The organism is Sinorhizobium fredii USDA 205 (assembly GCF_001461695.1).
Taxonomy (GTDB): Bacteria; Pseudomonadota; Alphaproteobacteria; order Rhizobiales; family Rhizobiaceae; genus Sinorhizobium; species Sinorhizobium fredii.
Genome location: NZ_AUTC01000139.1, coordinates 1 through 26367 on the forward strand (window position 1 = coordinate 1; position 26367 = coordinate 26367).

23 protein-coding genes and 2 pseudogenes are annotated in these 26367 nt (G+C 59.8%); 16 read left to right on the forward strand and 9 right to left on the reverse strand.

Annotation, left to right across the window (positions count from 1 at the left end):
- Positions 1–44 precede the first annotated feature (44 nt).
- A pseudogene (locus N181_RS31840) lies at positions 45–412 on the reverse strand (Fic/DOC family N-terminal domain-containing protein); the annotation flags it as partial.
- A gap of 418 nt (positions 413–830) precedes the next feature.
- Between N181_RS31840 and N181_RS33745 the strand changes: the two are divergent.
- Positions 831–1079 (forward strand): hypothetical protein, encoded by a 249-nt coding sequence (locus tag N181_RS33745; protein WP_157784650.1) that lies wholly within the window; start codon positions 831–833, stop codon positions 1077–1079.
- A 10-nt stretch (positions 1080–1089) separates the two neighbouring features.
- Here the strand turns inward: N181_RS33745 and N181_RS16135 are convergent, their stop codons facing one another.
- The 6 genes from N181_RS16135 to speB form a co-directional block, all read right to left on the reverse strand.
- Positions 1090–2073: a bile acid:sodium symporter family protein gene (locus tag N181_RS16135; protein ID WP_050984054.1), complete on the reverse strand. Its 984-nt coding sequence runs from the start codon at positions 2071–2073 to the stop codon at positions 1090–1092.
- Positions 2070–3503, reverse strand: a complete 1434-nt coding sequence (locus tag N181_RS16140) for an NAD-dependent succinate-semialdehyde dehydrogenase (RefSeq protein ID WP_037395623.1) — start codon at positions 3501–3503, stop codon at positions 2070–2072. Before N181_RS16140 ends, N181_RS16135 begins: the two co-directional genes overlap by 4 nt.
- Positions 3504–3526: 23 nt before the next feature.
- Entirely contained in the window at positions 3527–5119 is a 1593-nt protein-coding gene (gene ggt, locus N181_RS16145) for a gamma-glutamyltransferase (protein ID WP_037395621.1), read from the reverse strand.
- 9 nt (positions 5120–5128) lie between these two features.
- Positions 5129–6514 (reverse strand): aspartate aminotransferase family protein, encoded by a 1386-nt coding sequence (locus tag N181_RS16150; protein WP_037434041.1) that lies wholly within the window; start codon positions 6512–6514, stop codon positions 5129–5131.
- A gap of 118 nt (positions 6515–6632) precedes the next feature.
- Complete coding sequence (locus N181_RS16155; protein WP_037395645.1) at positions 6633–7475, reverse strand: transporter substrate-binding domain-containing protein; 843 nt, start codon at positions 7473–7475, stop codon at positions 6633–6635.
- A gap of 54 nt (positions 7476–7529) precedes the next feature.
- The gene (gene speB / locus N181_RS16160; protein WP_037434044.1) at positions 7530–8597 is read right to left on the reverse strand and encodes an agmatinase; all 1068 of its coding nucleotides are present in this window, start codon (positions 8595–8597) and stop codon (positions 7530–7532) included.
- A 188-nt stretch (positions 8598–8785) separates the two neighbouring features.
- Between speB and N181_RS16165 the strand changes: the two genes are divergently transcribed.
- The 4 genes from N181_RS16165 to N181_RS16180 are packed head-to-tail and all read left to right on the forward strand — an operon-like array spanning position 8786 to position 11760.
- The gene (locus N181_RS16165) at positions 8786–9484 is read left to right on the forward strand and encodes a GntR family transcriptional regulator (protein ID WP_037395615.1); all 699 of its coding nucleotides are present in this window, start codon (positions 8786–8788) and stop codon (positions 9482–9484) included.
- Positions 9485–9514: 30 nt separating this feature from the next.
- Entirely contained in the window at positions 9515–10240 is a 726-nt protein-coding gene (locus N181_RS16170; RefSeq protein WP_037395613.1) for an ABC transporter permease, read from the forward strand.
- On the forward strand, positions 10240–10944 hold the full coding sequence (locus N181_RS16175) for an ABC transporter permease (protein ID WP_037395611.1): 705 nt from the start codon (positions 10240–10242) through the stop codon (positions 10942–10944). The genes N181_RS16170 and N181_RS16175 overlap by 1 nt, the downstream gene beginning before the upstream one ends.
- Positions 10945–10956: 12 nt before the next feature.
- A complete protein-coding gene (locus tag N181_RS16180; protein ID WP_037434047.1) occupies positions 10957–11760 on the forward strand; it encodes an ABC transporter ATP-binding protein in 804 nt (267 codons plus the stop codon).
- A gap of 349 nt (positions 11761–12109) precedes the next feature.
- Here N181_RS16180 and N181_RS16185 read toward each other — a convergent pair whose 3' ends face one another.
- Together N181_RS16185 and N181_RS16190 are read right to left on the reverse strand one after the other, a co-directional pair.
- Positions 12110–12712: an alpha/beta hydrolase gene (locus N181_RS16185; RefSeq protein ID WP_060563584.1), complete on the reverse strand. Its 603-nt coding sequence runs from the start codon at positions 12710–12712 to the stop codon at positions 12110–12112.
- 51 nt (positions 12713–12763) lie between these two features.
- Positions 12764–13696, reverse strand: a complete 933-nt coding sequence (locus N181_RS16190) for a VOC family protein (protein ID WP_037395604.1) — start codon at positions 13694–13696, stop codon at positions 12764–12766.
- A 120-nt stretch (positions 13697–13816) separates the two neighbouring features.
- On the opposite strand from N181_RS16190, the gene N181_RS16195 reads away from it, so the two are divergent.
- The 11 genes and pseudogenes from N181_RS16195 (at position 13817) to N181_RS16250 (ending at position 25737) form a co-directional block, all read left to right on the forward strand.
- Positions 13817–14716, forward strand: a complete 900-nt coding sequence (locus N181_RS16195; protein ID WP_037434048.1) for a LysR family transcriptional regulator — start codon at positions 13817–13819, stop codon at positions 14714–14716.
- A gap of 245 nt (positions 14717–14961) precedes the next feature.
- Positions 14962–15870: a helix-turn-helix domain-containing protein gene (locus N181_RS16200; RefSeq protein WP_037395644.1), complete on the forward strand. Its 909-nt coding sequence runs from the start codon at positions 14962–14964 to the stop codon at positions 15868–15870.
- A gap of 137 nt (positions 15871–16007) precedes the next feature.
- Positions 16008–16913: a helix-turn-helix domain-containing protein gene (locus N181_RS16205; RefSeq protein ID WP_037434049.1), complete on the forward strand. Its 906-nt coding sequence runs from the start codon at positions 16008–16010 to the stop codon at positions 16911–16913.
- A 216-nt stretch (positions 16914–17129) separates the two neighbouring features.
- Positions 17130–18035: a helix-turn-helix domain-containing protein gene (locus N181_RS16210; protein ID WP_080577517.1), complete on the forward strand. Its 906-nt coding sequence runs from the start codon at positions 17130–17132 to the stop codon at positions 18033–18035.
- 248 nt (positions 18036–18283) lie between these two features.
- A complete protein-coding gene (locus N181_RS16215) occupies positions 18284–18934 on the forward strand; it encodes a hydrolase (protein WP_037395640.1) in 651 nt (216 codons plus the stop codon).
- An 86-nt stretch (positions 18935–19020) separates the two neighbouring features.
- Complete coding sequence (locus N181_RS16220; protein ID WP_037395598.1) at positions 19021–19311, forward strand: XapX domain-containing protein; 291 nt, start codon at positions 19021–19023, stop codon at positions 19309–19311.
- Positions 19311–21296, forward strand: coding sequence for an amidohydrolase (locus tag N181_RS16225; protein ID WP_080577514.1), 1986 nt, complete (start codon positions 19311–19313; stop codon positions 21294–21296). The genes N181_RS16220 and N181_RS16225 overlap by 1 nt, the downstream gene beginning before the upstream one ends.
- Positions 21297–21556: 260 nt before the next feature.
- A complete protein-coding gene (locus tag N181_RS16235) occupies positions 21557–22015 on the forward strand; it encodes a DoxX family protein (RefSeq protein WP_037395638.1) in 459 nt (152 codons plus the stop codon).
- A gap of 5 nt (positions 22016–22020) precedes the next feature.
- Entirely contained in the window at positions 22021–23625 is a 1605-nt protein-coding gene (locus N181_RS16240) for an MFS transporter (protein ID WP_037395592.1), read from the forward strand.
- 177 nt (positions 23626–23802) lie between these two features.
- Positions 23803–24776: pseudogene (locus N181_RS16245) on the forward strand (MBL fold metallo-hydrolase).
- Positions 24777–24906: 130 nt separating this feature from the next.
- A complete protein-coding gene (locus tag N181_RS16250; protein WP_037395588.1) occupies positions 24907–25737 on the forward strand; it encodes an alpha/beta fold hydrolase in 831 nt (276 codons plus the stop codon).
- Positions 25738–26367 lie beyond the last annotated feature (630 nt).

The window sequence follows — 26367 nt, forward strand, 5'->3', positions numbered from 1 at the left end:
CTCGCCGCAACAATCATTTGGTGGGTCTAATTGAGTCCGGACGTTAGACCGAACATCATGGCGTCAACATAGTTCGAGACTTCGCGGATGTCGTCGACAGGCTCGCCGCTGATTGCTTCTGTCTCGAAGCGAAGGAGATCGGACAGCGTCGACTGCGTGCCCTCGATTTGGGAGGAAAGGACAGCCTCCTTGCGTACATACATGTACAGGAACAGTTCCTTGTTCCGCAGCAGGATGGAAACGCCATCAAGTCGTCCCAGAGCGCGTTTGGCGGCGCTGAGTCGCGTTAGGAGGCCCGTGATTTCAATTGGGGGATTGGGGGGGAGAGGTGGAGGTATAAAAGCCTTCACACGCTCGCCGCCAACAGCGGTCTCACAAAACGACCAAGGCGACCAGCGGTGTCGTTCCTCATGCACTTTCCAGTTTCGCTAAGTCTGTCGCCTTTAATTAGCATGCCCGGTTAATAAACGAAATCCAATTTTCGTTAATTAGCGAGATCGCTTATTTAATCCGGTCGCTGATCACAGCTTCAGCTCGAACCTCTTCTAGGCAAGAGGCTATCTCGGCCATTGTCAATTGCGTGTCGACGGTTCGTTTCGGTTCAAGGCGACGGATGCACGTCGGCTCCCGAGGACGGAGGTCGCATCGGCGGCCATCCATCGCAATGCGCGCAAGAATCTGACAGTTCGATATGGTTCACACGCGTAGCTGGATTGTGCCGTAGTGATGGTCCTTAAGCGTAACCCCGGTAGCTGCCCGTTCAGGTCCGGCTCAGGCGCAGGAGCGATATCCGCCTCTTCGCCGATTGGTCGCCGCGGGTGGACACTGGAGTGCATCTCGATCCGGATATTCGGATGGTTCTCCAGGAGGTCAGCGAGGCCAGGCAGCAGAACCTGTTGCCCAAGAGGTTCCGGCACGTCGATACGGACGGGTCCGGCGAGATCGCCGTCCTGCTCGCGTGCCGTGCGCTCAAAAACGCGGTTTTGCGCCTCAGCGCTCCTCTGGTACCAGTAACTCTTTCCTGGCCGCGTCAGATCATGGCCGTCACGGTGCGGGCGGGGGCCCTGTCGTGGCTTTAGGCTTTGTCCGTTATGCCGTCGCAGTGGCAGCAGAATACCTCTGTGCAATCATTGCGCAGACCATCAACTGGATCTGGTGGAAAAGCATCAAAGGCAGAACGATCGCCCCGATCGACTGCCCGCCGAAGATGACGCCTGCCATCGGTACACCACTGGCGAGGCTCTTCTTCGATCCACAAAAGGTGATGGTGATCTGGTCTGGCTTATTGAAGCCCATGAGGCGGCTGCCGCGCATGGTGAAGGTCAGCACAAGGGCGAGCAGTAGCATGTCAAGCCCGATAACGATTGCGATGTCTCGCAGCGAGAAAGTTTGCCACAGTCCCTCGACGACGGCCTTGCTGAAGGCGAGGTATACAACCATCAGGATGGAACCTCTATCGACAGGAGTGAGAATCTTCTTCTTCGCGCGTACCCATTTTCCAATCCACGGCTGTAGGATCTGGCCGACGACAAATGGTGCGAGCAACTGCAGCAGTATCTTCTCCATGACATCCCAGGAGAACCCGCCATGGCCGCCGACGGAAAACAGCAGGCCGACAAGAAGAGGCGTCAGGAACATGCCGAGTATGTTAGAGGCGGAAGCCGAGCAGATGGCAGCGGGAACATTTCCTCCCGCCATTGAGGTGAAAGCAATGGATGACTGCACGGTGGACGGCAGGACGCACAGGAAGAGGATGCCGAGATAAAGCGGCGGTGGCAGGATCGAATCCGGAACGAGGCCCAACGTCATCCCGAGCAGTGGGAAAACGGCGAATGTCGTCAGCAGAATGACGAGGTGCAGGCGCCAGTGCAGCATGCCGGCAATGACAACATCGGTGGACAATCGCGCGCCATGCAGGAAGAAGAGAAGCGCAATGGCGAAACTTGTGGCAACGCCGAAATAATCCGCAGAACCGCCGCTTGCCGGAAGCAGCGAGGCAAGGGCGACGCTACAGACGAGCAGGGTCGTGAAAGTGTCAGGAAAAAAGCGGCGCAAGGTGCTCCCCAAAGTCAAATCGCCTCTGTAACCAGCTTGATGTTGAAGAAGTTGTCCATCGCCTCGGTTCCGCCTTCGGACCCGTAGCCCGAGTCCTTTATGCCGCCAAAGGGAAGCTCCGGCAGCGCCAGCCCATGGTGATTGATTGAGATCATTCCGCTCTGTATATCGCGGCTCAGTGCGGCGCTCGTTTTCCCGGATGTCGTATAAGCATAGGCTGCCAAGCCGTAGGGGAGGCGGTTCGCTTCCGTAATGGCGGCTTCATAGGTCGAAAACGGGCTCACCACAGCGACCGGGCCGAAAGGCTCCTCGTTCAATATCCGGGCGCTCAGCGGCACATCTGTCAGAACCGTGGGTTTGTAAAAATTTCCGCGGTTGCCGATGCGCTCGCCGCCGATCGCAATCCTTCCGCCCCGTGAGACGGCATCCGCAGTCAGTGATTCCATGGCTTCGAGGCGTCTGCCATTTGCAAGCGGGCCCATGGTCGTGCCCGAATCCAGTCCATTGCCCACCTTGACGGCCTCTGCGGCCTTGACGAAGGACTCGAGAAACCTCGCGTAGATGTTCTCTTGTATGAGGAAGCGGGTCGGGGCAACGCAGACTTGGCCCGCATTGCGGAATTTCGCTCCGGCCAAGATCCTGATTGCGAGATCGACGTCGGCATCGTCGAACACAATCGCCGGCGCGTGACCGCCAAGTTCCATCGTCACCCGCTTCATATGGGCACCGGCAAGAGCCGCAAGCTGCTTGCCAACGGAGGTCGATCCGGTGAAGGAGACCTTTCGGATGATCGGATGCGGAATGAGGTGGTTGGAGATGTCGGCGGGAATTCCGAAAACCAGATTGAGTGCGCCGGCCGGCAAATCGGCTTCCGCGAATGCGCGAACAAGTTCTGCACAACTCGCCGGCGTCTCCTCCGGCCCCTTCAGGATGACGGAACAACCGGCCGCAAGACCGGCCGCTACCTTGCGCATGGCCTGGTTCAACGGAAAATTCCAGGGACTGAAGGCGGCGACCGGGCCGACGGGCTCCTTGACGACGACCTGCCGAACATTGACGGAGCGGGAAGGGACAACACGACCGTATGCCCGCCGCGCCTCCTCGGCAAACCAGTCGATCGTGTCAGCCGCCGCCAAAGTCTCCGCTGTCGACTCCGCGAGCGGCTTTCCCTGTTCGAGAGTCATGATCGTCGCGATCTTCTCAACCCGTTCGCGCAGTAGCTGGGCAGCCTGGTGCAGCAGCTTAGCGCGCTCCAATGCGCTAAACTGAGTCCAGGCCGTGAACCCGGTTGCGGCTGCTGCAAGAGCTTCGTCAAGGTCATCCCGCCCGGCATTTGCCACGGTTCCAATGATCTCACCGGAGGCAGGATTGACGATCGAAAGGCGCTCTTTCGATCCGTCGCGCCAGATGCCGCCGATATAGAGTTGAGTCTGCGGATAGTCGGACATCACGGTTCTCCGATGTTCTGAAATCAGTACCCCAGCGCGCAACCATCCTTGCGATGATCAGACGCGCCGAGCAGGGTTCCGTGTTGATGATCAATCCAGACCGCCTGTGCTCCGCCGATGGCCCATTTCGGTGGGATCACCTTGAAGCCTCGGCCCTGGAGCTTTTCGCCGATCGCATTTCGAATTGCTTCCTCGGCTTCGATCGTCGTGGTGCCGGGGAGGGGGAACAGACGAGGAAGCTCGATCGCCGATTGCATATCCATGGCATAGTCGAACAGCTTCGACAGAAAGTGCGCATGTCCCATGGCTTGATAGTGACCGCCCATCACGCCGAATGAGAGGGCTGTCTTGCCGTTTCGCGTGACCATTCCTGGTATGATCGTATGCATCGGCCTCTTGCGCGGGCCAATCGCGTTTGGATGCCCCTCCGTCAGCACGAAACTCTGGCCGCGGTTGTGGAACAACACGCCCGATATCGGGGCCATGAGGCCACTGCCGTAAGGGTGGAAAATGGAATTGATGAAGCTGACGGCATTGCGATCTTTGTCCACCACCGAGATGTAGACCGTGTCCGAGTGCTCGACACCATCGATGATACCGCTGGCGTCGGAAATCTGGTCCGACTTGATCTTTGAGGCAAGTTCGTCGGCGAACTCGTCCGACAAAAGAAAATCGACCGGCACGTTTGATGTTGCCGCATCCGCGAGCCAGCGTTCGCGCGCAGCATAGGCGAGTCGGGTCGCCTCGACTTCGATGTGCAAGTTGTCGGCATTCAGAGGATGACCCGACGGCGTAAAACGTTCCAGGATCTTGAGGATCATCAGAGCAATGATGCCTTGTCCATTGGGAGGGCATTCATGAACGGTCCACCCACGATAGGTTGCGCTGATCGGAGTAACGTATTCTCCTTCAGCGGAGGCGAAATCCCCGATGGTGTGCAGACCGCCGAGCGCCTGGAGATAGGAGACCATGTCTTCGGCAACGTCGCCCCGATAAAAGGCGTCTCGCCCGTGCTTGCCTATCGCCGACAAAGTCTCCGCGAGCTCCGGCTGATGCTGAATGGACCCCACTGCGGGAGCTTCATCGTTGTCGAGGAATATGCGGCGCGTCGACGAATTGACTGCGAGCAACGCGCGCTGATGGGAGATGTCGGCGGCAACGCGCGGTGTGATGGCGTAGCCGTCGCGCGCAAGCGCGATCGCAGGCGCTAGGATGTCGACCATGGACATGCGCCCGTGATCTGCGACCAACCGCGTCCAGGCATCGACGGCGCCAGGAATGGTTACCGCGTGAGGCGAGGACCGCGCGATCTCCGAGATTCCTTGGTCCTTGAACCACTTGAAGTCAGCGGCTGAGGGTGTGCGGCCCGACCCGTTATAGGCGATCACCTGGTCGCTTCCGTTGGGTGCCAGCAACGCGAAGCAATCGCCGCCAATACCTGTGGAGCCGGCCTCGACCACGCACTGGACCGCACAGGCCGCCACCGCGGCATCGATGGCGTTGCCACCGCTCTTGAGGATGTCGATGGCGGTCAACGTTGCCATTGGATGCGAAGTTGCAGCCATGCCGCTGCGGCCAACGGCAACCGAGCGCCCGGGATGTTCGAAGTTCCGCATGCTATCGTCCTACGAATAGAGATTGTTGGCGCGCGCCCATGCATATGTGTCATCGAGCGCCTTGGCCGAGCGGTCGAACATGTCGTTGATCTGCGCTTCCGTGATGATCAGGGGCGGGCAGAGAGAATAGTTGTCACCCATGGCACGCGTGACGACACCGTGCGCTTGTGCTCGCTTGCCGGCATGTATTGCGACGCCGTTCGCCGAATTGAAAGGTTCCTTGGTTTCCTTGTTTCGGACAAGCTCAAGCGTACCGATCAAGCCACGTCCACGGGCGTTTCCGACAAGCGGATGATCTGCGAGCGCGCGGAGTCTTCTTTGAAAAAGCGGCGTGACATTCTGGACGTGCCCTACAATGTCCCGTTCCGCGTATATTTTCAGGGTCTCGAGTGCCACTGCAGTGGCGACCGGATGCCCGCTATAGGTAAAGCCGTGCCCGAAGGTACCGATTTTTTCGCTCTCGGCGACGATAGCGGCGTGGACTTTCTCGTTGATCATCAGCGCGGAAATCGGCTGGTACGCCGCCGACAGTTGCTTGGCCATGGAAATCATGTCGGGCCGCATGCCGAAGCTCTCGGAGCCGAACATCGTGCCGAGCCGGCCGAAGCCGCAGATCACCTCATCGGCGATCAGCAAAATATCGTACTTCCGGAGTACAGCCTGGATCTTGTCGTAATAGGTCGGCGGGGGAACGATGCAGCCACCCGACGCCATCAAGGGCTCGGCGAAGAAGGCGCCGATCGTGTCGGGCCCTTCGGCAAGAATCAGATCTTCAAGCGAAACAGCGCAACGGGTCGCGAATTCCTCTTCGCTCTCGCCAGAAAGGCCATAGCGATAGTATTCGGGACAATCGGTATGAAGCACCCCGTCGATCGGCAGGTCGAAGTCGCGATGGTTGTTTGGCAATCCCGTGAGACTTGCGGAGGCAATTGTCACCCCATGATAGGCACGCCAGCGGGAGATGACTTTCTTCTTTTCCGGTTTGCCGATCGCATTGTGGTAGTACCAGACGAGTTTCAGAGCCGTGTCGTTGGCCTCTGAACCCGAATTGGCAAAGAACACTTTCGACATCGGGACCGGAGCAAGGCGGATCAGCCGTTCGGCAAGTTCGATTGCCGTCTCATGCGACTTGCCACCAAAGCTGTGATAGAACGGCAATTCCTGCATTTGCCGCATGGCAGCGTCGACGAGCCGTTGTTCGCTAAAGCCAAGCGAAGCGCAAAACAGACCACCGAGCCCCTCGATATACTTATTGCCGTCGCTGTCGACGATGTAGATCCCTTCTCCCCTGGAAATCACAAGCGGGCCGTCCTGCAGATGCTGGGACGCATTCGTATAGGGATGAAGGACAAACGCCGCATCGCGCGCTTCCAGGGAATTGAGAAGAATGGTCACGATAGCTCTCCGGTGGTGATCTAGGCGTGTTGAAAAATTCGCAACAGTTCCATGCAGCCGCCGAACTTTCGGGCGTCCGACGGCTGTCTGTCGTGTGGGTCAGGTGCTACCGGTCGATCTATTCGAGGCCAATCTTCATCCACTTTTGCGCAAGCTTGTTGATTGTCCCATCGGACTTCGCCGCGCGGATCGCCTCGTCAAGCATGGCCTTGAGTTCGGTGTCGTCCTTGCGAACGCCGGCAGCGATACCCTGGCCGAATACCCCGCCGGTGAAGGTCGGGCCGGCGATGGTGTAGTCTTTGAAGTCCTCCTTCGACAGCGTCGCGGTCAGCGATGTCTTCTGCGCTATGACAGCGTCGATGCGACCCGCCTGCAGATCGAGGTCGTGCTGCTCGACGGTCTTGTATTCGCGCGGATCGACGACATCCTTGAAATAGGTATCGAGGAAAGCGACGTTCGCCGTGGAGACCTGCGCGCCAACGGCCTTGCCGTTCAGGGCGTCCCTCAGTGGCTGCAATTCCTGCTCGACCTTCGCCTTGTCTCCCGCAAGGTCGATAGTCGCTCCGGTGCCAGGGAGATTTGCAAGCGGGCCCGACTTTTCAACCATGAACGCTGCGGCGGTTGGAGCGTAAGGCTCGCTGAAGGAGATGACGCCAAGGCGCTTTTCCGTGACGATCATCGACGCCATGATGACATCGAACTTCTTGGCGATCAGCGACGGGATGAGCCCGTCCCAGTCCTGCGCGACAATGTTGCATTTGATCTTCATGCGGCCGCAAAGATCATTGGCGAGGTCGATTTCAAAGCCGGCAAGCTTCCCGTCGGGTCCTGTGAAATTCCACGGTTCATATGCGCCTTCAGTGGCAATGGTGATCTCGGTTGGCTTGCTCTGGGCGTGGGCGCTGCCCGTAGCGATGGCGCCCAGAACCATGCTGGCTAGCGCAAGTTCAATTTTCCTCATTTTCATTCCCCTTTCTTGGTGTGGCGCTCATTATTGAGCGGCACTTGCTGTTGATCAGCGTGATGGCTCGATCTGCCTTGACGCGCGGATCCTTATCGCCTCTGCGGCCAGGCAGAGGATCTCGAATAAAACCTGAGCAGCGACCTGCGCTGTGTTCGTTGTCGGATCGTATTGAGGCGCAACCTCGACGACGTCACCGCCGACAATGTCGAGACCGGAAAGGCCGCGAAGGATGCCGAGTGCCTGCGCGGAGGTGAGCCCTCCCACTTCCGGTGTACCAGTGCCTGACGCAAATGCCGGGTCCAGGGCATCCACGTCAAAGCTGACGTAGGTCGGCCCGTCGCCCGCTACCGCGCGAGCCATTTCGATCACATGTTTGATGCCGAGTTCCTCAACCTCCTCGGCGTGAATAACTGTCATTCCAGAGACGTAGGAAAACTCCCACAGATATTCGGAATTGCCGCGAATACCGATCTGTATCGTCCGGCGGGGATCCAGCAGGCCGTCAAGTACGGCTTGCCGAAACGGTCCGCCATGATGAAACTTGCAGCCCTCAAACGAGCCGCTCGTATCGCAATGGGCATCGATGTGGATCATGCCCACTGGACGTTCGCGACCGACGGCGCGAAGCAATGGCAGTCCTATCGAGTGATCACCGCCAACTGAGAGCGGCACAACGCCGGCGTCGACCAGGCCGCGAACATACCGCTCGATATCCTCGTGCGAACTAACGAGATCGAATCGGCTGCGAAAGGGGACGTCGCCCACATCCGCGACACGGACGTGCGCAGCGGGGACCGCACGCAATACGTGATCATAGGGCCCTACTCTCTCGACGTTGCGAACGGCGCGAGGACCGAAGCGCGCACCGGGGCGGTTCGTCACGCCCAGATCCAATGGGATGCCGAGAAGCGCTACATCGATATCTGTAAAGCGGGGCGCAGCATCTTGCCGGAGAGGGGCTTTCAGCAATGTCGGAGCGCCGCAATAGGGGGCCTGCCGGCTATCGCCGTCGCCGAAGACCTGGTCCGCGACCTTGCGAAACTCCGGATCGAAAATGTCAGCCCCGGACGCGTTCCCATACCGGGCGCGGAGTTCCTCAACGCTCAAGATCTCAGGCATGCAAGGTCCTCCATCCGCCCTATCCCCCTGGGTCTTGCCGAATTCCGCTTTTCGGCAAAATCCGATTGAATGCTGTGGGCAATGTTGTATACATATCGGTATGCCGCTTGATCTGGCAAGAGGAAAAACGATATCTTTCTTCGCAGTAGTCCGGCTTTTGGGGCCGCGGACTATGAAAGGGGACTGGTTTGACACTCACCAAAAACGAGCCGCGCGCCACGCTGCGTGAAACGACATATGCTCGACTTAAGGATTTGATCCTCACCGGACAGCTGCGACCCTCCGAGCGACTCTCCGAAAACGCTCTCGCAAAGAGGCTCGGAGTAAGCCGCACTCCCCTCCGTGAAGCGTTGATGAAGCTTGAAGAGGAAGGCTTGGTCGTCGGCCAAAGAAACCTCGGTTACACGGTTTCGGACCTGGACATCACCGCATTCTGCAACCTTTTGGTTGTCAGGGAGGCGCTCGATGTGTGTGCGGCCCGGCTCGCGTGCGTCACGGCGACGGAAGAAGACCTCGATAGGCTCCGCGGCGTCATCGCGCAGATGGTCGAACTCAAGGATAGCGCCAGTGACACTCCTTCCGATGCGGCGCGAAACCTTGATCTCGGTCTTTACATCCACCGCGTAATTCTGGAGGCGGCGCGCAATGATGCGCTCACTCGGTTAAGCGAGCAGGTATATCAACAGCTGCGGCTGGCGCTCTGGCTGGAGGTTCTATGGGTGGATCTTGAACACACCGATTTGGATGAGCATCGGGCCATTGCTGATGCCATCTGCGCGCGCGACCCCGAGGCGGCCGAAGCGGCCGCGCGAGCGCATGTTCAGAGCTCACTAAAGAACATGTCGAAACTGCAGCGCATTTGGGCGCATCGACGGGCTGTGGATTAACTCGCCGGGTGCAGAGGGGCCGGGATACGCATGGAACTCATTGACAGGTACTTGGTGCTCGTCGGCTTTGGCGAGACCGGTTGGGGCACATTGCTTCTTAGTGCATCGGCCATGACCCTCGGGGTCTCGATCTGTGGTTTCCTGACGGGTACGATCCTGGGATCGGTCGTCACCTTCATGAAGCTGTCGCGGTACATGGTGGTCCGCTGGCTGGCGGACGGTTACACGACCGTGCTCCGCGGTGTGCCCGATCTCCTTGTCATCTACCTGTTCTATTTTGGCGGGAGCGCATTTCTGGGGTATCTCGGCGGTCTCTTTGGCTATCAGGGCTTCATTGGCATGCCGGCTTTCCTCACCGGCACATTGGCTCTCGGCGTTGTTTCCGCTGCATATCAATCCGAAGTGTTTCGTGGCGCCTTCAAGTCAGTCGCCAACGGCGAACTCGAGGCGGCGAGTGCTGTCGGGATGCGGCCCTGGCCAAAGTTTCGCCGCATCGTCGCACCCCTGGTTCTGCGCTACGCTATCCCCGGATTGGGCAATACCTGGCAACTTGTGCTGAAGGAGTCGGCGCTGATCTCCATCACCGGCTTGGTCGAACTTCTGCGTCAATCTCAAATCGCGGCCGGTTCGACACGGCGCCCATTCGAGTTCTATCTGACCGCCATCGTCCTTTATCTCGTCATCACCTGGGCATCGTCGATCGCCTTCCGCCATTTGGAAGCGAGAACCATGCGCGGCACCCGGAGTTCTCTGTAATGGACGTTGCATTTATGTGGGAGACGTTTCTCATCCTCCTGTCGGGCTTGCCGCTCACATTGGAGCTTGCACTGACGTCCATTATTGCCGGCGGCATCCTTGCGCTTTTCCTTTCGCTTTTTGCCGTGGCCGGAGGGCCGATCGGCCGTGGTTTAACCCGAGGCTACGTCTTTGTCTTTCGAGGGTCGCCGCTGCTCGTGCAGATGTTCCTCATTTATTACGGTCTCGGGCAATTCCGACCGTTGCTGCAGGAACTCGGCCTTTGGGCAATCTTTCGCGAGCCCTATTGGTGTGCAGTGATCGCACTGACGCTGAACACGGCGGCCTATACGAGCGAGATCTTCCGCGGAGGCTTAAAGGCAGTTTCACTTCAACAGGTTGAGGCAGCGCGAGCCTGCGGCATGTCGGGCCTGCTGCTGTTCCGGCGGATCGTTTTGCCAATTGCCATCCGGCATGCACTTCCAGCCTATGGCAACGAAATCATCTTGATGCTCAAGGCAACAGCGCTGGCGTCCGTCATCACCATCATGGAAGTCACCGGCCTCGCGGGGAAGCTGATCGCTGACAGTTTCCGAGCCTTTGAGGTCTTCATCGTCGCCGGTGCGATCTATCTCGCGGTTACCTTCCTCGTCACGCGGTTGATGATGATCATCGAATTCTGGCTCTCGCCCCATCTCCGCATGAGGCCACCAACTTTGGCATAAACGGGAGTACGCATGTCTGACAGGGGAACGTTTCTCACGGCTGACAATAAGGACAAGACAGCCGCCGTCTCGGTTAAGGACCTCCGCAAACGCTTTGGTCCGCTTGAAGTCTTGAAGGGAGTTTGTCTCGAAGCGGAGGAAGGTGACGTCATCTCGATTCTCGGTTCATCCGGATCCGGAAAGTCGACGATGTTGAGATGCATCAATATGCTCGAAGTGCCCGACAGCGGTGAAGTCCGTATTGGCGGCGAAATGTTTCGGTTGAAACAGGGACGATACAAGACCGAGCCAGCCGACCGCCGGCAGGTTGACCGCCTTCGGGAACACATTGGAATGGTATTCCAGAGCTTTAACCTGTGGTCACATATGACGATCCTTGAGAACGTCATTGAAGCACCCTTGCACGTGCAAAACCGCAATCGCGCCGAATGCATTGAAGAGGCGGAGGCTTTGCTCGAGCGGGTCGGTATCGGCGACAAACGCGATTTCTACCCTGGGCACCTGTCTGGGGGGCAACAGCAGCGGGCCGCAATCGCGCGGGCGCTAGCGCAACGACCGAAAGTCATGCTCTTCGATGAGCCGACATCCGCACTCGATCCTGAGCTTGTCGGCGAAGTGCTGAAGGTCATGCGCTCACTCGCCGAAGAAGGCCGAACTATGCTCGTCGTCACCCACGAGATGGCTTTTGCACGCGACGTATCCAGTAGGGTTGTGTTTCTGCACAAGGGCGTTGTCGAGGAGGAGGGGGATCCTGCCGAAGTTTTTCGAAACCCGAAATCCGAGCGCTTCAGGCAGTTTCTTTCGAATGAGCGGTAATCCCTGAAGTTCACAATGAGCTCTTATGAGCCCGCTCGCCGCGTTGCTCGCACTCTGAGCCCTAGCGTCGCTTATGTGTGGCGCGGCGCTGCGAGATATTTTGGCTGTTCCTTATTGGGAGTAGGATCTTGCACGCTAAGCACGGGCGAGACCGCCAGGGATTCATTACCAGGTCTACGGGTGTCCGAGTCCAGATTCTGATTAGAGGACGTCGACAAAGGACCTCTCGAAGGTCAGATCAGCACCCCCTCCGGCATGCATGAATGAATAGATGTTTGCGGCGACTCGGTAAAAGACGCTTCCATACAGTCCGCCTGTCGCCTAGGCGGACTGGTCGCAGTCGTTTCCTTCAGGTCAGGAACGTGTGCAATGCTTGCAATTCCTCAGGTCGGATCTCATGTCCCCCGGAATGGTAGCGTGCCTCTACGCGGGCCCTCTGTGCCGCAACGTAGTCGACGAGCCGCTCTGTGAGGGGCAGTGGGCAAATCGGATCGTGTTGGCCGGCGGTGATCAGGATTCGTCGATCTTTCAACTGGTTATTATCCGCGGGGATCCAAGGAATGAGCGGATGGAGCAGGGCAGCTCGATCGAAAAGCGTGGGCTGACTGAACAGAACTGACGCAAGGATGTTTGCCCCGTTTGAATAGCCGAATCCGTATATTGCCCGTCCGGGATTTTCCGCTTTGTGGGCGGCAATGAAATCGACCATCTTATCTGTTCGTCTCGCCAGGTCCTGCATGTCGTAGGAGCCTTCGCTCGTCCGGCGAAAGAAGCGTAGCGCGCCAAATTCCGACACGTCTCCACGCGGCGAAATCAGCCCGGCATCCGGCAAGATTTGGCTGGCCAGCTCGGCGAACTGATGTTCGTCTCCACCTGTGCCGTGAAACGTAAAGACGATGGGCGCGTTGCGTCGCGGCGCTCTTATGAGCGCCCGATACGATGAGGTCGTCATGGTGGTCTTCTCCGTCGGGCTGGATCCGAATTGCCGCGGCCCCGAAGCCGGTTAGTCTCTGATCGGCTCGAGGCGGCGTGAGATCTCGTCACGATAGGGCTCGTAGCGCGTGGGAAGCTTCAGGGCTTCACCGAGGTGCGCGGTGTCTTCATCGCGATTAAATCCCGGCTCGTTGGTGGCGATCTCAAACAGCACGCCGCCGGGCGTGCGGAAGTAGATCGCCCAGAAGTAGTCGCGATCGATCACTGGCGTGACCTGATAGCCGGTATCGATCAGTGTCTGGCGGACCTCAAGCTGGGCCGCGCGATCGTCCACCGCGAAGGCGATGTGATGCACCGAGCCGGCACCGAGGCGGGCGAGATCGGCACTGGGGACGACTTCCAGGTCGACGGCGTCGGCGCCGTTGCCGCCGCTGATCGCGAAGCGCGACCACTCGCCTTTGCGGTCGACCTCCTGGTAACCCATGAAGCTGAGAAGTTCCCGCGTCGCGCCCGGATCCCGAAGACGCAGACTTGCGCCGCGGAATCCCCTGATCGCCTTGTCCGCATCGACCTCTGCGCTGGCCCAACCGAGGCGCGGATCGTCTACGACTTCGACCAGCGAGAAGCCATCGCCGTCCGGGCCTTTGAAGCGAAGGCGCTTCTCGCCCCAGAGTTCGTGCTCAGAAAGTCCGGCGACACCACGCGAGGCGAGTCGTTCCTTCCAGTAGCCGAGCGTATCCTCGGCGACGGCGAAAGAGGTCTCGCCTACTTCGCCAGCACCGGGACGTCCCCTGGCGATATGGGGAAACGGGAAATAGGTCATCACCGAGCCGGGCGTACCGATCTCGTCACCGTAGTAGAGGTGATACACCTCCGGGTCATCGAAATTCACGGTCTTCTTTACGCGGCGCAAGCCGAGCGTTTTGGTGAAGAAGTCGCTGTTCTCCTGGGCGCCGGCGGCCATCGAGGTGACGTGATGAAGGCCTTTGATCTGTGTGAGCATGGCAGGTTTCTCTCCGGACTAGCGTTTATCGGCTGATCTTGAGACAAAATCGGTCAAATCTTTACGAAAGGGAATAGAAATAATATTGACAATTTTGTTGCATATATTGCAATAAAAAGCATGGGCGATCTAAGCGATATCCGAGTATTCCTGGCCGTGGCGCAGCAGCGCAGCTTCACTGCGGCGGCGCGACAGTTGTCGATGACACCGCCGACCGTGACCCGCGCCGTCAGTGCGCTGGAGGAGAGCCTGGGAGTTCAGCTCCTGCTGCGCACCACACGTCAGGTTTCCCTGACGTCCGCCGGAGCCGTCTACGCGGCGCGCGTAGAGCCGCTAATCAGACAGTTCGACCAGGTGAGGGAGGAGCTGCGCGAAGAGCATGGGGACGTGGCGGGGCTGATCCGCATCAACGCGCCGCTGTCGATCGGTCAACAGATCCTGCCAGACATCGTCTCAGGGTTTCGGGCCGAATATCCGCGGGTGAGTGTTTCCCTGTCCCTGACCGACCGGTTCATCGACATCGTGTCCGAAAGTTTCGATCTCGCACTGAGGGTTTCGGAGACGCCGCGGGACAAGTCAACAATATGGCGCAAGGTATGTCGCGTGCGGCGAATCCTTGTCGCCTCCCCAGGCTATCTCGCTGCTTTCGGAACACCTGAGACGCCCGATGACCTGCATCGGCATGCATGCATCGCCTACGACGAGGAGGCAATCGCCGAAAGCTGGGAGCTGACGAAGGGCGGGCGGACCCGAAAGGCGTTGGCCGGCAAGGTGCTGGCTGCTAACAACGGCGAGCTGATTGCCAGACTGGCGGAAAACGGAGAAGGGGTAGCCCTGCTGCCTCAATTCATGGTCGACGACGCGCTGGCGCGGGGCGCTCTGGAGCAGGTCCTTGCCGAGTGGGAGCCGCCGGAGCTCTGGATGACATTATACTATCCACCCTACGAGAAGCTGCCGATGCGCGTCGCACGGTTCTCGGACTTCTTCGAAAGGTACGTTACCCAGACGCGCCCGCTTTGAAGCGGAGGCGTATTTCGCGTCGAAGGTGTCCTATCAGGCAAAAGGCGAGCAATTATTACAAGAAATTGAGCGCGCTCGCGGGCATGCTTAGTTTGAATAGGACACGACCGGTCTATATGGGGCCTTCTGTTGCCGAGATCGTTTCGGTTGGGAAAGCGCATTCTTCCAAATCGCGAATGCGGTCAATCGGCCCGGTCGCGACGCGACCTCTCGCAGCGGAAGAGAAAATTCACTTGGAGATGCCGATGAAACATAGGACGGGAACGGAAGAGGACGTCGGCGCACATTTCGGGCTGCCGCATGCTCCATGTCTCCCGGCTCGACCGGTTCGGGACGCCGGATTTTCCGTGACGCGTCTCGAATGCCGGCTCAACGGGGATGCCAACCGCCTGGTGTCCCTGCCGCCGGACGAAGCCTATTTTCTGATGCTGTACCTCAAGGATGCGCATCATTGCGACGTTGCTCCCGATGGCACCGAGAGCGAGACTCGCCGCTTCCGGCAAGGTTCCATTTGCCTCGTCGATCTTGCCCACGGCGCCAGCATCCGCCTCTTCAGCGATCTCTATTCTCTCGCCTTCCAGCTACCGCGAGAACTCTTTCGGGAAGTTGCCGGGTTTTCAGCGGCGCCAAAAGCAACGAGGCTTAAATGCCGGCGGGGTGAGGACGATGATGTCATGCGCAATCTCGGAGCGGCTCTACTGCCGTTGTTCGAGAGCCGTGGGAGCGCCTACGCTCCGGTCCTACAGCACATTGCCATCGCCATCTGTGCCCACTTGCTTCACGCTTATGCCGATCATCGCGGTCAGGGGGTTTCCAGTTCAACGCAGCTCACCGTGTGGCAGGAAAAGGCAGCCAAGGACTTCATGATCGACCATTTTGCCGATCAATTCCCGATGGCGGCAGCAGCTTCGGCGGCTGGTGTTTCCATCCGTCGCTTTATCGAAGGCTTCAAGGGCGCGACGGGCCAGACGCCGCAACAGTGGCTCCTGCGTTATCGAACAGCACGTGCCAAGCAGTATCTCGGCGAGCGTTCCATGACGCTCGCGGAGATCGCCACCCGGTGCGGCTTCACCGGTGAGGATGATTTTACCAAGGGCTTCCGTCGAGTGACGGGTACCACCCCTGCAGGCTGGCGGGCGCGTTGGCTGAATTGACGGGCGCGGTGAGGGTCGCTCCGCATGCGAGCCCTGGGACTAATGAGCAATCGCTCTGCGGTCCAGCTTGGACTATTGTAGCATTCGCGAAAGTGCGTCGAACGGCGCGCCTAGCCAGATATTGGGGGACCACGCCGATGGGCCTGCATGAGGGATTGAGTGGCACGAGACATGGGACGGACCCGACCGTCAAGTCAATTGCTTCTGGCGATATCTCCGTTACGAGGACGTATTCCGAACGCTCTGTTCTGGATGCCGCGGCCATTCCGCGCGCGGAAGCGTTTGGCGTCACCGTTCAACTGCGTGGCTTCGACTCCCAGAGGCTTTGGCGCGGGGGCGAGTTGGTGTATGAAGGCGGCCGTCCCAAGGCCTCACTGGCGATCACCGATCTTCGCGATCAATGGCGATGTCATCAACTCTCGCCGTTCGACAACGTCCGCTTCGATATTCCATTTGCCCGCCTGCGCGCCTTCGCGGAGGAGGTCGGGCGTAGCGAATACGTAGCGCTTTCTTGCTTCGGAGGCCGCATCGATCCGGTGATGCACGGACTCGCGCAGGCATTGCTGCCGTCGCTCGACAACCCGGAAGAGGCCAATCCCCTGTTCCTGGAGCAGATCAATCTCGCCATGCTGGCGCATCTCAGCCAGACCTATGGCGGTCTGCACTTCCCGGTGGATAAGAAAGGGACGTTGGCGCCTTGGCAGGAAAGACTCGCTACCGAATTTCTAGCTGCTCATTTCAACAAGCCGTTCTCGACGGGAGATCTGGCTTCTCGCTGCGAATTGTCGCGCAGCTATTTCAATAAGGCTTTCAAAGAGAGCTTTGGGCGTACCCCTTCAAAATGGCTCACTGACTACCGGGTCGCGCGGGCCAAGGAACTGTTGTTGCAGGACCTGTCTATTGCGGAGGTCGCGATCGATTGCGGTTTCGCTGATCAGAGCCACATGACCAGGGTCTTCACAGGTCTGACGGGCGAGACGCCGGCACGCTTCCGACGAAAGAATAGGCCATTCGGCCTAGGCTCGGATCCACTCGGGGTCTAATCGCCTCCATCGGCTCACATTGTTCAAAACGGGTAAGTTTCGTACAAGAACGTTAACCTGGTCGCGGCGATGATGCGGCGATTCAGGGCGGACTCCGCGCTACCTGCGTGGAGGCCGCCTCTTGGACCATGATCCGCGCAGGGCCTCTGTTCTATGCCGATGCTTGTGGTCGAGAGGTTTTCGCCACAGGTAAGCTCAAAATACGGGACCCAAGACATGACGGACGTCTCTTCCATCGCGGCAACCAAAAGACATGACAGTCTCGGTTGCTCCATGGACAGGCTCGAGGACGACCGGACGATCGAGGGCCGCGACCTGACGTTCTATCGCAAGAGGTCGGCGGCGGCGCCGCCCGGCAGGGTCACGACACCAGCGACCGGGCGCGGATATCTCGTGGGTCTTTCCGCAGCGGGCGGGCACAGGCGTCGTATCTTCAAGGAGCATCATTCAAACCTGCATGATTTCGAGCAGAACGCCGTCTACCTGCGGAATTTTGCCGATGATTATCGCGCTGACCTCAGCGGTTCCTTCGATTTCATGCTGCTTGAAATCAATCACAATGCCCTAGAGCGGATCGCCGACGCGGGGGACTTCAAAGGTGTCGGTGAATTGCGGTCCATTGCCGCGTACCCGGATCCTGTCCTTGGCGGCATGCTCGGCGCCTTGTTTGCAACGGTGGATGGGTGCGCAGACAGGAGCGCCTTGTTTGTTGACCAGCTCTCGGTCGCGATTGGGGTTCATGTTGTTCAACAGTACGGGAACGGTCGCGGTGGTGCGGCCACCAGCGCACGTCGGCTCTCTTCGCGTTGCCAGGTCAAGATCAAGGATCTCGTCCAGAGCCAGTTGAATGGTGACCTGACCGTCGACCAGCTCGCTTCGGCCTGCAATCTGTCGCCAGCGATATTTCTTCGGGCCTTCCGCGAAACCATGGGGAAGACGCCGCATCGATGGTTGCAGCAGCAGCGTATCGAAAAGGCCGTTGACTTGCTGCAGTTCTCACAAACCCCGTTGAGCGAGATCGCCAGTCTCTGCGGCTTCTCCGACCAGAGCCACTTCACACGTGCATTCGTAAAGGCAATGGGCAACACCCCCGGCGCCTGGAGACGCAGCCGGCAGTTCTGAGCAAGGCTCGACAACAAACAGCAGATCGAAAAACGAGAGCCTCGGGGAAGGGCAAAAGCGCCTCTTCCGCCGGGCGGTTGAGGCGTGTCTCGGTTACTCAACGCCGGCCTGTGCTCGCGCACCGGCCTCAGTCTTGGCGGTCGATCAAAAAATACAAAAGTCGGTCGTTGGCTACAAGAATCGCGCCTCCGTCCCCGGCATAGTGGCGAACATCGGCAACCAAACAGAAAGAGGCCAGTACCATGACGCTGAACGCAACACCGACCCCCGGCAACCTTCTCGTATCGCCCAAGGACCACGCGCTGATCATGATCGACTTTCAATCGCAAATGTCGTTTGCGACAAAGTCGATCGACGCTGTGCAACTGCGCAACAATGCGGCTCTGGTCGCCAACGCAGCCGCCGGTTTCAAGGTCCCCACGATCCTGACGACGGTCGCGGAAAAGAGCTTCTCCGGCCCCATGTTTGCCGAGATCACCGATGCCTTCCCCGGACAGCCACTTCTCGACCGCACCTCCATGAACACCTGGGAAGACGCAGCGGTGATTGAAGAAGTCAACCGTATCGGCAAGAAGCGGCTTGTGTTCTGTGGCCTGTGGACCTCGGTCTGCATCGTCGGTCCGACCCTGTCGGCCCTCGACCAAGGCTTCGAGGTCTATGTGGTCGCCGATGCCTGTGGCGACGTGTCGGACGAGGCGCACGAGCGAGCCATGGACCGCATGGTACAGGCCGGCGTCCGGCCGATGACGTCGCTCCAGTACATGCTCGAGCTGCAGCGGGATTGGGCACGCACCGAGACCTACGACATGACCACCGGCATCGCCAAGAAGTTCGGCGGCGCCTACGGCCTCGGCATCATCTATGCCAAGACCATGTTCGGCGCGTCCGAAGGCCACTGACATCCACCGGGTGATCCGTCCGGCATCGCTCCGGCCGCGCGTTTGCGGTCGGAGCAGCGACCGCAAGCGCAACAAAGGAATTGACGATGAAGATGTATCTCCTCTCGCTCGGGGCCGGGCTGCTCGTCGGTGTCATCTACAGCCTGCTCAACGTTCGCTCCCCGGCTCCGCCGGTGATCGCGCTGGTGGGGCTCCTGGGGATCCTCGTCGGCGAACAGGCGGTGCCGCTCGTCAAGCGCCTGATGTCAGGCAATCCGGTGACGGCATCCTGGTTCAGCAGTCGCTGCATCCCGCATGTTTTCGGCGAGCTGCCGACCGGGGCCGATCATAATCATACTGGTGTGTCCGACCGGGCACAGACGCGGGAGATCATCTAATGCCAACCCGTCGCGGTTTTCTGGGAGCGGCGTCTGCCCTGGCGCTCCCAAACCTGTTTTCATCGGCGCGCGCCGCCGATCCCGTTTCGACCTCAGGAGAAAAGTCAATGAGCGCCGATCTGATCCTGCACAACGGTTTGCTGACAACGCTCGACCGTACGAACCCGAACGCGACGGCCGTCGCCATCAAGGACGGCAAGTTCCTCGCCGTCGGACAGGACCGGGAGATCATGGCGCTTGCCGGACCTGACACCAGGATCGTCGACCTCAAGAGAAAGCGCGTCCTGCCGGGCCTTAATGACAACCACACCCACGTCGTCCGCGGCGGGCTGAACTTCAATATGGAGCTGCGCTGGGACGGCGTGCGCTCGCTTGCCGACGCGATGGACATGCTGAAGCGGCAGGTCGCGATCACACCGCCGCCGCAGTGGGTGCGCGTCGTCGGAGGCTTCACCGAGCACCAGTTCGCCGAAAAACGACTTCCGACGATCGATGAGATCAACGCGGTCGCCCCCGATACTCCGGTATTCCTCCTGCACCTTTATGACCGCGCCCTGCTCAACGCCGCTGCACTTCGCGCTGTAGGCTTTAACAAGGAGACGCCGAACCCTCCGGGCGGCGAGATCACACGCGATGCCGCGGGCAATCCAACCGGTCTCCTGCTCGCCAAGCCGAATGCGGGCATTCTCTATTCGACGCTTGCCAAGGGGCCGAAGCTTCCCTTCGAGTACCAGGTCAATTCGACGCGTCACTTCATGCGCGAACTCAATCGCCTCGGGGTCACCAGCGTCATCGATGCGGGCGGCGGCTTTCAGAACTACCCGGATGACTACGCTGTCATCCAGAAGCTCGCCGATGAAGGGCAGATGACTGTGAGGCTCGCCTACAATCTCTTTACGCAGAAGCCGAAGGAGGAAAAGGAGGACTTCCTCAAATGGACCTCCTCGGTCAAATACAAGCAGGGCGACGATTTCTTCCGCCACAATGGTGCCGGCGAAATGCTGGTCTTCTCGGCAGCGGACTTCGAGGACTTCCGCGAGCCGCGCCCCGATTTGCCACCGGAAATGGAAGGCGAACTCGAAGAAGTGGTGCGGATCCTTGCCGAGAACCGCTGGCCCTGGCGCCTGCACGCCACCTATGACGAAACGATCAGCCGCGCGCTCGACGTCTTCGAAAAGGTCAACCAGGACATCCCGCTCTCCGGCATCAACTGGTTCTTCGACCACGCCGAGACGATCTCCGACCAATCCATAGACCGCATCGCAGCACTCGGCGGCGGTATCGCCGTGCAGCACCGCATGGCCTATCAGGGTGAATATTTTGTCGAGCGCTACGGTTATGGTGCGGCCGAGGCGACGCCGCCCGTCGCGCGCATGCTTGAGAAGGGCGTCAATGTCTCCGCGGGCACGGATGCCACCCGCGTCGCGTCCTATAACCCCTGGGTGTCGCTTTCCTGGCTGGTGACCGGCAAGACCGTCGGCGGCATGCAGCTCTATCCGCGCGCCAACTGCCTCGACCGCGAATCCGCGCTCCGCATGTGGACCGAAAAGGTGCAGTGGTTCTCCAATGAGGAGGGCAGGAAGGGGCGCATCGAGAAGGGGCAGCTCGCCGATCTGATCCTTCCCAGCAAGGACTACTTCGCCTGCGCCGAGGACGAGATCTCGTTCCTGACGTCCGACCTTACGATGGTTGGCGGCAGGATCGTCTATGCGGCGAACGATTTCGCCAGTCTCGATGAAAATCCGTTGCCGCCGGCAATGCCGGACTGGTCGCCGGTCAGAACCTATGGCGGATACGCCGCCTGGGGCGAGCCGGAAGGGGCCGGCCGGCATTCGCTTCGGCGAACCGCGATCGCGTCCTGCGGTTGCTCCAGCAGTTGCGGCATGCATGGTCACGACCATGCCGCAGCCTGGACGTCACGCCTGCCGGTCGCCGATCTCAAGGGCTTCTTCGGCGCGCTCGGCTGCTCGTGCTGGGCCGTGTGAAGATCAGCCAAAGCTCCGGGTAAGGATCACGCAATGAAAAAAATCGCTGTCGCAGCCGCGATAACGGTAGTCACAAGCTTAATCAACTCGACTTTCGCTCTCGGCCAGGACCTGGGCCAATCAACGGCTAGTAGTACCCAGCACCCGTGGGCGAAAGTCGTGGTGAACCATCCACTGCCGAAGCATGGAGCCTATTACAAGGGGGTATCCCGGACCGCCCTAAGCAAAGTTGAAAGGCCGCTTGAGAAGGAGCCAAGATGATGAGCCTGTTTTCCCTCGAGAAGCATCTCACCGCCCGCTTTCGCCCGGGCCTCGCCGACAGACGCATCCTGTTCATCGGCCTGCTGGCGCTCTGCTTGGCCTACATCCAGGGACCGCTGACGAAGATATTCGACTTTCCGGGTGCGATCGCCGAAATGGAGCATTTCGGGCTGCAGCCGGCGCCGTTTTTCGCCATCGGCGTAATCGTCTTCGAGCTATCGATGTCGGCGCTCATCCTTGCCGGCATCTACCGCTGGGCTGCCGCGCTTGCGCTTGCCGTCTTCACGCTCGCCGCGACCTCCATCGCGCTTCGCTTCTGGGAACTGCCGCATGGAATGGAGCGATCAATGGCCACGAACGCCTTCTTCGAACATATCGGGCTTGTTGGCGCGTTCACTCTGGTCGCATGGCACGACCTGCGTGAACATGGCGCATCCGGAAAGGTACCAACTTCATGAGTTCTATGTCTGCAACCCCGGCGGCTGGCGGCGGGTTCGCGCCGCTTCGCCAGAAGACCTTCGCCATTCTCTGGGTGGCGACCATTGTCGGCAACGCCGGCAGCTTCATCCGCGATGTCGCAAGCTCATGGCTTGTCACCGACCTCTCGAACGCCCCTGCCGCCGTCGCGGCGGTGCAGGCTGCGGGGACGCTCCCGATCTTCCTCCTCGCGATCCCTGCTGGTGTGCTGTCGGATATTCTCGACCGCCGCAAGTTCCTGATCATCATCCAGCTTCTGCTGGCCGGAGCCAGCATTTGCCTCATGTTGCTGTCTGCGACGGGGTTGCAGACTGTCACGTCCCTGATTGCACTTACCTTCGTCGGGGGTATCGGAGCGGCGCTGATGGCGCCGACCTGGCAAGCCATAGTTCCCGAACTCGTCCCAAAGCAGGATCTCAAAGGTGCCGTAGCGCTCAACTCGCTTGGCATCAACATCTCCCGAGCAATCGGCCCGGCAGTCGGTGGCCTGTTGCTTGCCTGGTTCGGCGCTGCTTTTACCTATGGTGTTGACGTCATCAGCTACATTTTCGTCATCGCTGCCCTCATCTGGTGGAGGCGCGCGCCTGATGTCGACGACGGCTTGTCCGAACGCTTCTTCGGAGCATTCCGCGCTGGTCTGCGCTATGCAAAGGCGAGCCGCGAACTGCATGTTGTGCTTCTCCGGGCGGCCGCATTCTTCGCTTTCTCGAGTTCGGTCTGGGCGCTGCTGCCCCTGGTCGCCCGCAATCTTCTCGGCGGCGACGCCAGTTTTTACGGCGTCTTGCTTGGTGCGGTCGGGGCCGGTGCCATCGGCGGTGCATTGGTGATGCCGAAACTTCGCGCAAAGCTTGATGCGGACGCGCTATTGCTCGGTTCGGTGCTCGTTACGGCTGCCGTGATGGCTGGGCTGTCGTTCGCGCCGCCTCGATGGGTCGCCATTCTGGCTCTGCTTGCGCTGGGAGCCGCCTGGATTACTGCGCTAACCACACTCAACGGGGCCGCACAATCGATCCTGCCGAATTGGGTTCGGGGACGTTCGCTCGCCGTCTATCTCACGGTGTTCAACGGTGCGATGACGGCCGGGAGTCTCGCTTGGGGCGCCGTCGCCGAGGTCGCCGGCGTGCCGACCACCCTTGTCCTCGGCGCCGTAGGACTTGCTGTGGCCGGGCTCATCTTCCATTTCCTCAAGCTGCCAAAGGGCGAGGCGGACCTGGTGGCATCCAACCACTGGCCGGAACCCCTGACGGCTGCTCCCGTCGAACATGATCGCGGTCCCGTGCTTATTACGATCGAATACCGGGTCGATAAAACCGACCGGACAGGGTTTCTGACGGCGCTCGCCAGGCTCTCCGGGGAGCGTCGCCGTGATGGTGCCTATGGCTGGGGCGTTACCGAGGACGCCGCCGATCCGGAGAGAATCGTAGAGTGGTTCATGGTCGAATCTTGGGCCGAGCACCTCCGGCAGCACCGGCGCGTCTCGAAGGCGGACGCCGACGTTCAGCAGGAAGTCCGCGGTTTCCACAAGGGTCCGGAGGCGCCGGTGGTGAACCATCTGTTGTCGATAAATCTTCCGCATCTCGGCCGTAACTGAACACGAGCATTCACACGCGGCGCGGGCGCTTTCATTCAAAACACAAACGGAACCGACAAGATTGATGCGGGCGCAGTCCTTAAAGTTTTGTGGTGCCACGGGATGAGGGCCAGAGCAGCCACTACCGGCAGTGGTCTGCCCCGCGTCGCTTAGAATAACGGCTTAGGAGAGAGAAGGATGACCACTCGCAGAACGGTACTCAGGGGGACGCTGTCCCTCATGCTGGCCGCGACAGCGATAACGACGCTGGCGCGGCGCAGCGCGACGGCGAAGGCGCCGCAAGTCAAGACCGAGGCCCCGGGCTACTACCGCATGATGCTGGGCGACCTCGAGATCACCGCGCTTTCCGACGGGACGGCGAAGTTTCCCGCAGAGACCCTCTATATTGGTGCCAAAGACCAGATCGCCGCCATGCTCACGAAGGCTTTTCTCGACTCGCCAGTTGAGCTGTCGGTCAATGCCTTTCTGGTCAACACAGATGACCGGTTGGTGATGATCGATGCCGGCACCGGTACCTTCTTGGGACCGACGCTCGGCAAGCTCATTCCGAACCTCGTCGTCGCTGGCTATCAGCCGGAGCAGATCGACGACATCATCCTCACCCACGCCCACGTAGATCACCTGGGCGGCCTCGTTGCGGGCGATAGGATTGTCTTTCCCAATGCAACGGTCCACGTCAACAAGCGCGATGCCGATTTCTGGCTGAGTGCCGCCAACCGCGACGCCGCGCCGGAGGCGAAAAAGGACTTGTTCTCTGCTGCCGTTAAGGCACTTGTGCCCTACCGCAATGCGGCCGGCTGAAGACCTTTGAGGACGGGGCTGAACCGGTGCCGGGGTTCAAGTCAACCTTGCGTGCCGGTCACACCCCCGGCCACAGCGCAGTCGCCGTCCAAAGCAAGGGCCAGAAGCTGGTGTTCTGGGGCGATATCACCCATGGTGACGTCGTACAATTCGACGAACCGGACGTGACGATCGGCTTCGATGAGGACCAGGCGGCCGCCGCAACCGCGCGCGATGCTGCCCTCGCAGAGGCCGTCAAGGAGGGATACCTCGTTGCTGGCGCCCACACGCGGTTCCCCGGCATCGGCCACGTCGGCACGGACAGCGATAGGTTCGACTGGGTTCCCCTGAATTATAGCGGGACACTCTGATCCGCGGCTTTGGGGCCGCGTCGCTTCCACGCGGGCCGAACCTCCGTATTTGCCCCCAATGATCGCGATGGGCCCGGCGCCTTCGCGGCGGGAAAAACTCTACCTCGAACCGAAACAAAGGAAAGGTTCCATGACCCAGCACTTCATCAAGACCGAAGACGGCGTCGAGATCTTCTACAAGGATTGGGGCTCGGGGCAGCCGATCGTGTTCCACCACGGCTGGCCGCTCTCCTCCGACGACTGGGACGCGCAGATGCTGTACTTCCTGAGCAAGGGTTATCGCGTCATTGCCCATGACCGCCGCGGCCACGGTCGCTCGACCCAGGTCAGCGACGGGCACGATATCGCCCACTACGCCGCGGATGTCGCGGCACTTGCCAGGCAACTCGACCTGCGGGACGCGATCCACATCGGACATTCGACGGGCGGCGGCGAGGCGCTGGCCTATGTCGCCCGACATGGCGCCGGTCGGGTCGCCAAGCTGGTGATGGTCGGCGCCGTGCCGCCGATCATGCTCAAGACGGAGGCTTACCCCGGCGGGCTGCCGATCGAAGTGTTCGATGGCCTACGCGCCCAGCTCGCGGCGAACCGTGCCCAGTTCTTCCTCGATCTGCCGAGCGGTCCCTTCTATGGATTCAACCGCTCCGATGCGCAGGTCTCGACCGGTGCGATCCAGAACTGGTGGCGGCAGGGCATGATGGGCAGCGCCAAAGCCCATTACGAAGGCATCAAGGCATTCTCCGAAACCGACTTCACCGAGGATCTCAAGAAGGTCGAGGTGCCGACGCTGGTGATGCACGGAGACGACGATCAGATCGTGCCGATCGACAGTTCCGCGCGTCTGGCCGTGAAGCTCCTGAAGAACGGGACGCTCAAAGTCTATGCGGGCTATTCGCATGGCATGCTGACGACCCATGCCGATGTGATCAATCCGGATCTGCTCGAGTTCATCAAGGCCTAAGAAATTCAGCGGCCGGCGGCCATCTGAGCGTCGCCGGCCCCCGCAGAGCTGACGCTGCACCGGCATTCGCGAGTAAGCCGAACGGTTGTTTATCCAAGAGATCAAGTGCCGGAAATCTTGATTCCCGAGAGTGCACTCATAAGCTCATCGATAAAAACTCGAACCTTCGGGGGAACGAGCCTGCTCGTCGGATAAACGGCCGAGATCGCGAGCGTCTCGGGCTCTGCGTCCGCCAAGGTGACGCGCAGTAACCGACGGGACTTGAGATCGTCGGCAATATTCCAATCCGACAGCAGCGCGGAACACGCTCTTGGTTTTGTTAGCTGGAAGCTCGTAAGGCACCTTGGCCTTCGGATTTGGCACGAGACCCACGACGATCGGCCGGTCCGGATCACTGTCGAGAAATGCCGTCAGCAACTTCCATGCCGATGCGTGGGATTACCTGCCCACGTTGGTAGCGACCCGGACCCATCTGGTATGCTTGGGCCGACTACGCTTGTCATGTCGCTTGCCTCTGGGGTTGAATTATAATTCACGCCGTGAATTATATTGACAGCCAACGCGCTTTGCGTTTAGCTGCCCATACCGGACTTCGAGGAGGAAATCCGGTCTTCATTGGAGATCACCGGC

Bases quoted from the DNA above. Each gene is read 5' to 3' on its own strand.
- N181_RS16140 (WP_037395623.1), bottom strand. From the start codon at position 3,503: ATGTCCGACTATCCGCAGACTCAACTCTATATCGGCGGCATCTGGCGC.
- ggt (WP_037395621.1), bottom strand. From the start codon at position 5,119: ATGCGGAACTTCGAACATCCCGGGCGCTCGGTTGCCGTTGGCCGCAGC.
- N181_RS16155 (WP_037395645.1), bottom strand. From the start codon at position 7,475: ATGAGGAAAATTGAACTTGCGCTAGCCAGCATGGTTCTGGGCGCCATC.
- speB (WP_037434044.1), bottom strand. From the start codon at position 8,597: ATGCCTGAGATCTTGAGCGTTGAGGAACTCCGCGCCCGGTATGGGAAC.
- N181_RS16170 (WP_037395613.1), top strand. From the start codon at position 9,515: ATGGAACTCATTGACAGGTACTTGGTGCTCGTCGGCTTTGGCGAGACC.
- N181_RS16175 (WP_037395611.1), top strand. From the start codon at position 10,240: ATGGACGTTGCATTTATGTGGGAGACGTTTCTCATCCTCCTGTCGGGC.
- N181_RS16180 (WP_037434047.1), top strand. From the start codon at position 10,957: ATGTCTGACAGGGGAACGTTTCTCACGGCTGACAATAAGGACAAGACA.
- N181_RS16185 (WP_060563584.1), bottom strand. From the start codon at position 12,712: ATGACGACCTCATCGTATCGGGCGCTCATAAGAGCGCCGCGACGCAAC.
- N181_RS16190 (WP_037395604.1), bottom strand. From the start codon at position 13,696: ATGCTCACACAGATCAAAGGCCTTCATCACGTCACCTCGATGGCCGCC.
- N181_RS16195 (WP_037434048.1), top strand. From the start codon at position 13,817: ATGGGCGATCTAAGCGATATCCGAGTATTCCTGGCCGTGGCGCAGCAG.
- N181_RS16200 (WP_037395644.1), top strand. From the start codon at position 14,962: ATGAAACATAGGACGGGAACGGAAGAGGACGTCGGCGCACATTTCGGG.
- N181_RS16205 (WP_037434049.1), top strand. From the start codon at position 16,008: ATGGGCCTGCATGAGGGATTGAGTGGCACGAGACATGGGACGGACCCG.
- N181_RS16210 (WP_080577517.1), top strand. From the start codon at position 17,130: ATGACGGACGTCTCTTCCATCGCGGCAACCAAAAGACATGACAGTCTC.
- N181_RS16220 (WP_037395598.1), top strand. From the start codon at position 19,021: ATGAAGATGTATCTCCTCTCGCTCGGGGCCGGGCTGCTCGTCGGTGTC.
- N181_RS16225 (WP_080577514.1), top strand. From the start codon at position 19,311: ATGCCAACCCGTCGCGGTTTTCTGGGAGCGGCGTCTGCCCTGGCGCTC.
- N181_RS16235 (WP_037395638.1), top strand. From the start codon at position 21,557: ATGAGCCTGTTTTCCCTCGAGAAGCATCTCACCGCCCGCTTTCGCCCG.
- N181_RS16240 (WP_037395592.1), top strand. From the start codon at position 22,021: ATGTCTGCAACCCCGGCGGCTGGCGGCGGGTTCGCGCCGCTTCGCCAG.
- N181_RS16250 (WP_037395588.1), top strand. From the start codon at position 24,907: ATGACCCAGCACTTCATCAAGACCGAAGACGGCGTCGAGATCTTCTAC.